Below are 5,423 nucleotides of genomic sequence, written 5' to 3'. Positions count from 1 at the left end.
GCGGTTGTATTTCAAATTCGACCGGAATGTGACGCATTTTATATTTCTTCGATCGAACCGTGGTCGTATTGGCTAACAAGATTACAGGGAAGATTGCCGTCGCCGTTATACGATCCGCTGGAATTTGCCATTCAGGAAGCACATCGACGCGGAATGGAACTTCATGCATGGTTCAATCCGTACCGCGCAGAAAAAACCGTTGGCAAATATACAATCTCCGCCAATCACGTTACAAAACAACATACAGATTGGATCATTACAAAAGGTACTTACAAATTTCTCAATCCGGGATTGCCCGATGTACGGAATTATGTCACATCCGTAGTCATGGATGTGGTTTCTCGCTATGACGTTGATGGCGTTCACTTTGACGATTATTTTTATCCTTATGAAGGAATATCTAATGAAGATGCCGCTACTTTTTCAACTTATCCGAGAGGATTCACAAATATTGCCGATTGGAGACGTGATAATGTTAACCTTTTAGTCAAACAGGTTTACGACAGCATTCAAGCCGTCAAACCTTATGTTAAATTCGGAATTAGTCCGTTTGGAATCTGGAAAAACGGCGTTCCGGCTGGAATTATCGGAATGTCAGCATACAGTGATATCTACTGTGACGCGGTTGCTTGGTTAAATGCGCAGACGGTCGATTATATCACGCCGCAGTGTTACTGGGCTATTGGAGGTGGTCAGGATTACAGTAAATTAGTTCCATGGTGGGCATCATTCGAAAACGGTCGCCATTTATATCCTGGGCAAATTTTTAGGGATTCCTATACAAATCAAGAATTACCTAATCAGGTAAGAATCAACCGAAGCACAGTTGGAGTTTACGGCAATGTCTTATTCCGCGCTTCATTTTTAAGTTCAAATTCACTTGGCTTTGCAAGCTTTCTGGAGAACGATTTCCATTGTTATCCTGCGCTGTTGCCACAAATGGCATGGAAAGATACTATCTCGCCAAATGCGCCAAGCAATTTGGAATATAGGTTGATCGCAGACAGGGGAGAAGTCGGTTTTTCTTGGAATCTGCCTATGACTGCTTCTGATGGCGATTCGGCTTCGCGATATGTGTTTTATCGATTTGATTCTGAAATAATTACTCCGAATAGTTTATTGTTTCCTGAAAACATCGCACAAATCGTTGATGAGCGCTTCTTCAGACCAAATCCAGAATCGAAGAACGGCCCGTTTTACTATATCGCCACTGCTCTGGATCGGAATTGGAATGAAAGTGAAATGAGCAACATTATTCGCGTCGACCCGCCGACTGCGCCGCTCGCAATTTCTCCTATCAATTTATCGGTTGACCAGCGCGATACGGTTGAGCTTTCATGGAGTCCGACAGCGTTGTCCTCTTTGTACGATTTCAGTATTGCGGCGGATTCGTTATTCTCGACTGATTTCGTTCAATATAAAGAATTATCTGATACATTCCTTGTCTTGACGACGTTGAATGGAGAACAGCAATATTTTTGGCAAATCCGTGCACACAACGCAGGCGGAACGAGCGATTATTCAAAAATATCGTCGTTTACAACCGGTTTCCCAACTGCGCCTGTTCAAGTCTATCCTGTATTCGGAACGACAGAAATGCCTCATAATGTAACCGTAACGTGGAAGCCAAACGAAATAGCTACTGCATATCGAATTCAGGTCTCCATTGCTGGAAATTTTAGTTCAGAATACATCGTTCTGGATTCATCCGGCGTAACCGACACTTCATTCACAATAAGCGGCCTGTCATATTCAAAGTATTATTACTGGCATATCAATGCCTCTAATAATTTTGGAACGTCAAAATGGTCTGCAACTTGGAGATTCAAAACATCTGCTGTTACTGAAATTGCCGAAGCCGTTCAAATACCTGCCAAGTATGAATTGTATCAAAATCGTCCAAACCCATTCAATCCAATGACAGAAATTCTGTTAGTTCTACCGCAAGAAGAATTTGTCACGTTAAGAGTTTTCGATCTCACGGGACGACTTGTCAGTGTGTTGGCAAATGAAAAACTCTCGCAAGGAAATCATATATTTCATTTTGACGGATATGGATTGCCGAGCGGTATATATTTTTACCAGATAGATGCCTCTAAGTTTCATCAGACAAGAAAGATGATCTTAGTTCGATAACTGATTAAGAGATTGATTTGATGAAACTTACAATTCTTGGCTCCGGTAATTTCGTTCCTGTAAAAAATCGTTCAAATCCCGGTTATTTACTGGATATCGGAAAAGAGACAATCATGCTGGATTGCGGTTCTGGTTCGATTCGTCAATTCGCTCGAGCAAATAGGTCAATTTGGGAATTACACCGAATTTTCTTTTCCCATTTACATTTAGACCATATCGCTGATTTTATTCCGCTTCTTTTTACAAGAAAATATCTTCAGCCGGATTTCCCAATTCAAAATCTCACTTTTTATGCGCACCCAAATTTTGAAAACTTTTATCAGGAACTGACCAGATTGTTTTCAAAATGGATAGATGACGAACGATACTCGTATGATTTTCAACTACTTAGCACAGACTTTATAAAATTTGAGGGGTATTCTTTAGAAATTTTCCCAACGACTCATACGCCCGAAAGCCTGATTTTAAAATTCAACGAAAAAGGAAAAACATTTGTTTATACCGGCGACACGGATTTAAGTGAGACGCTCGTAAAATCCTGCCTGAACGCTGATTGTGTTCTGACAGAACTTTCATGCTCGGATGATCAGCCTTTAGAAAATCACTTATGTCCTTCAAAGATTATCGAATTAATCCGACTTGCGAGGCCGAAGCGGGTTTTGCTGACGCACGTTTCGCCGAAAAATGATAATTCGAAGATTTCTGAGGGAATTCAGTCAAAATCGACAATTCCAGTTCAAATTGTTAACGACTTGGATACTTTTGAAATCTAAGATTGTTTATCTTTTTTCTCTGAACAGGTTGACGGGATCAGACCAATCGCGCCCCACCAATTTTTGAAATAAAAGCCGATTAAGATAGCCATTAAGCCAATAAAAACTTTGACGATCTTGTCTGTTCTTCTCAGGTTGCATTTCATGGCTAACCTTTGATTATTATTAAACACAAGTGCTTTTTTATAACGTTTGTTGTTTTTCAAAACGATCACAAATAAATTTCATTAGTTATTTGTTACTGCCTAACTTAGTATAATAATAGGAAAAATGTTACAGAAGCAAAAACAGGTTTACGAACTTTTTGATCACACTTCTGACCTTGGTGTGATCGTCAGGGGCAAAAATTTGATGGAACTCTTTCAAAATTCGGCGCTTGCGGTGCTTGATATTATGAGTGGTTCTGTTCCATACGGCAATTCGATCGTATTATCGGTCAATCTCCAAGCCGAGAATTTTGAACTACTTCTCAGAGATTGGCTGGCTGAATTGATATTTCTATCAAATGATAAAAAAATCCTGTTCAACTCTTTTAATTTTCAACATTTGGATCAACACTCAATTAAAGCCGATTTGATTGGTGTTGCTTGTTCATCCGACTTTTTCTCTGTTAAAAAAGAGATCAAAGCCGTGACATATCATCAACTTAAAATACAGCATTCAAAGTCAGGTTACACAGCCAGGTTCGTTTTGGATATTTAGGAAATGGAAAAAATAATTAATAAAGTTGCTCCAAATATCTGGGAAATTCCTCAAAGCGGGAAAATGCGAGTTCCAGGTAGGATTTACGCCTCGGATGATCTCATGCAACTCCTAAAAAATGACGCGAGTCTTGACCAAATTATCAATGTTGCCCAATTACCGGGAATTACTGGATTTTCTTTTGGAATGCCTGATATTCATTGGGGATATGGTTTCCCGATCGGCGGCGTCGCGGCAACTGACATCGAAACTGGAGTTATTTCTCCTGGAGGTGTCGGATATGACATCAATTGTGGTGTTCGTTTGATTCGGACGAATCTGACTGAAAAGGAAATAACACCGAAAATCAAATCGCTTGTTGCGAGTGTTTTTAGCGCGGTTCCCAGCGGAATTGGCTCACATAATGCCATTAAAAAATTGAATTTATCAGATATTCGAAAAGTTCTTAAAACCGGCGCAAACTGGGCGGTTGAAAATGGATTTGGAAAGCAAAATGATCTCAATTTTATCGAAGATCAAGGCTGTTTAGTGGATGCGGATCCAGATTTAATTTCGCCTCGCGCTATTGAACGTGGTTTGTCTCAGATGGGAACACTCGGTTCGGGAAATCATTTTATTGAAATCTCAAAAGTTGCTGATATATGACAATATCGCCGCTCAGGCAATGAATATCGATGTTGGAAATATTGTCGTCCAAATTCACACAGGCTCGCGCGGATTGGGTTATCAAGTCTGCGATGATTTTATCAAAGTGACGCTTCAGGCTTCTCGGAAATATGGTATCGAGATTCCAGATCGGCAACTTTCCTGCGCTCCGTTGAGTTCACCGGAAGGAAAAGACTATTTGGCGGCGATGCGGGCTAGCGCTAATTTTGCATTTTCAAACCGGCAAGTCATTCATTCACTTATCGAACATGCTTTCATTAAGTCACTTAGCATCAGTCCTATAGAAATTGGCTTTACCTGCGTTTGGGACATTGCACACAACATTGCCAAGATCGAAGAACATGATTACAAGGAAACAAAACGAAAATATTGTGTTCACAGAAAAGGTGCGACGCGAGCATTCGGTCCGGGATATTCCGAGTTACCATCGAATTACAAATCTATCGGTCAACCAGTCTTGATTCCGGGCGATATGGGAACAGAATCCTATGTTTGCACTGGAACGGAAAAAGCAATGGTTGAGACATTCGGGAGTTCCTGCCATGGAGCAGGACGAGTTTTATCCCGTTCGAAAGCAAAGAAAAAAGGGGCAGGGATCAATCTTTTCAAAGAGTTGGAGAAGTCTGGTGTGTTCGTCATGGCAGAAGAAAAAAGCACAATTGCCGAAGAAATGCCTTTCGCATATAAAGATGTTACGCAAGTTGTCAATACATTAGTCGAAACGGGAATCCTTCGCAAAGTTGCCCGTCTGGTTCCGTTAGGTGTCGTCAAAGGATGACAGATAAGAATATTTTGAAATGTTTCAGCTTTCATTTACCCAGATTTCGTAAGAAATTATCGTCGTTATGAAACGATTTTCAATTTGTATCTTTTCTTTCTCCTTTTTGCTTTTTACCCAATGTGAAAAAGCCGATAAAATCTATTTATTACCTGATCGAACGGAAATCATCACAGCCTTAACAGGCATGATGGTTGAAGATGAAGCAATGTCCATTTCAGGTCTCAATGACGAAATACCGCGTACTCTGGAATATACATCGTCGTCTTTATCAAAAATTATTGGAACTGATACTTTAGCATACAATTTTTCCAAATTAAAGTTCGGAAGAATCATCACCCAGATGTTGGATACAATCGTTGTTATCG

Annotated in this window: 4 protein-coding genes and 2 pseudogenes (1 of these 6 running past the window's edge); 5 read left to right on the top strand and 1 reads right to left on the bottom strand. The window is 40.3% G+C overall.

The features are described from left to right. Both COT43_08205 and COT43_08200 read left to right on the top strand, forming a co-directional pair. Positions 1-2,136: pseudogene (locus COT43_08205) on the top strand (hypothetical protein) (it extends 240 nt beyond the left edge of the window). A 20-nt stretch (positions 2,137-2,156) separates the two neighbouring features. Next, positions 2,157-2,909, top strand: a complete 753-nt coding sequence (locus tag COT43_08200) for a hypothetical protein (GenBank protein PIS27889.1) — start codon at positions 2,157-2,159, stop codon at positions 2,907-2,909. On the opposite strand, the gene COT43_08195 is transcribed toward COT43_08200, so the two are convergent. Further along, entirely contained in the window at positions 2,906-3,124 is a 219-nt protein-coding gene (locus COT43_08195; GenBank protein PIS27888.1) for a hypothetical protein, read from the bottom strand. The two genes, COT43_08200 and COT43_08195, sit on opposite strands and share 4 nt — an antisense overlap. 55 nt (positions 3,125-3,179) lie before the next feature. Between COT43_08195 and COT43_08190 the strand changes: the two genes are divergently transcribed. From COT43_08190 to COT43_08180, 3 genes and pseudogenes are all read left to right on the top strand, one after another. After that, positions 3,180-3,611, top strand: coding sequence for a hypothetical protein (locus tag COT43_08190; GenBank protein PIS27887.1), 432 nt, complete (start codon positions 3,180-3,182; stop codon positions 3,609-3,611). Between the two features lie 3 nt (positions 3,612-3,614). Continuing rightward, positions 3,615-5,055: pseudogene (locus tag COT43_08185) on the top strand (RNA-splicing ligase RtcB). 67 nt (positions 5,056-5,122) lie between these two features. Continuing rightward, the coding region (locus COT43_08180; protein PIS27886.1) for a hypothetical protein at positions 5,123-5,423 on the top strand (301 nt) is incomplete at its 3' end.

This window comes from Candidatus Marinimicrobia bacterium CG08_land_8_20_14_0_20_45_22 (genome assembly GCA_002774355.1).
Taxonomy (GTDB): Bacteria; Fidelibacterota; UBA2242; order UBA2242; family UBA2242; genus 0-14-0-20-45-22.
The sequence above is the reverse complement of the archived record's forward strand: the minus strand, read 5'-3'. Positions and strand labels throughout refer to the sequence as shown.

Bases quoted from the DNA above. Each gene is read 5' to 3' on its own strand.
- COT43_08200 (PIS27889.1), top strand. From the start codon at position 2,157: ATGAAACTTACAATTCTTGGCTCCGGTAATTTCGTTCCTGTAAAAAAT.
- COT43_08190 (PIS27887.1), top strand. From the start codon at position 3,180: ATGTTACAGAAGCAAAAACAGGTTTACGAACTTTTTGATCACACTTCT.